The organism is Bradyrhizobium australafricanum, from assembly GCF_020329495.1.
Taxonomy (GTDB): Bacteria; Pseudomonadota; Alphaproteobacteria; order Rhizobiales; family Xanthobacteraceae; genus Bradyrhizobium; species Bradyrhizobium australafricanum.
Genome location: NZ_JAGKJL010000187.1, coordinates 1 through 852, shown reverse-complemented (window position 1 = coordinate 852; position 852 = coordinate 1). Strand labels below are relative to the sequence as shown.

Here is an 852-nt window from a genome sequence, read left to right as displayed (position 1 = left end):
TAGGTGGTGTGGACATTAGCGCATCCATAGAACAATGGCAGCGAGAGTGACGACGGCGCGATAGTTCCGTGCCGTCTTTTCGAAGCGGGTTGCGACGCGTCGGAACTGCTTGAGCTTTGAGAAGCAGCATTCGACGAGATGACGCTGGGCATAGAGATGCTTATCGAGAGGGTATTTGAGCGCGCGCGACGGATTGTTGGGAATGACGGCGAGCGCGCCTTTGGCGGCGATGGCTTGGCGCAAGTGATCGGCGTCATAGGCGGCGTCGGCCATGACGACTTCGGCGGATAAGCCTTCGATCAATGTGGCGGCTTGCGGTGCATCGCCCTTCTGACCCGCGGTCAGCGTGAACCGCACCGGACATCCCAAGCCTCGAACGGCCAGATGTATCTTGGTGCTCAGGCCCCCGCGCGAGCGGCCGATCGCTTGATCTTCAGACCCCCTTTTTTGGCGCCGGCGGCGTGCTGATGCGCCCGAACGATGGTGGAATCGACGATCAGATATTCGAAGTCCGGATCATCGGACATCGCCTCGAATATCCGCCACCAAACACCCTTGATGCTCCATCGGCTGAAGCGCCGGAACACGCTGTTCCAATCGCCGAAGACCTCCGGGAGATCGCGCCAGGGAGACCCCGTACGCACGATCCACAGCACTCCTTCAACAAACATTCGGTTGTCGCGCCCGGTCGAGCCCTTCTGATCGGGCCGCCCTATGATCAACGGCGCCATCCGCTCCCACGCCGCGTCGCTCAATACCAAACGGTCCATCACACCCAAGGCGGCCTCCCCAAAAGCAGCCTTGAATCTGATTTGCTCCTAAAAGGGAATCCTTAGAGTCCACACCACCTAG

General features: G+C 59.9%; 1 pseudogene. It reads right to left on the bottom strand.

What is annotated here, in order from left to right:
• Positions 1-15: 15 nt before the first annotated feature.
• A pseudogene (locus J6525_RS46465) lies at positions 16-731 on the bottom strand (IS5 family transposase).
• Positions 732-852: the final 121 nt, after the last annotated feature.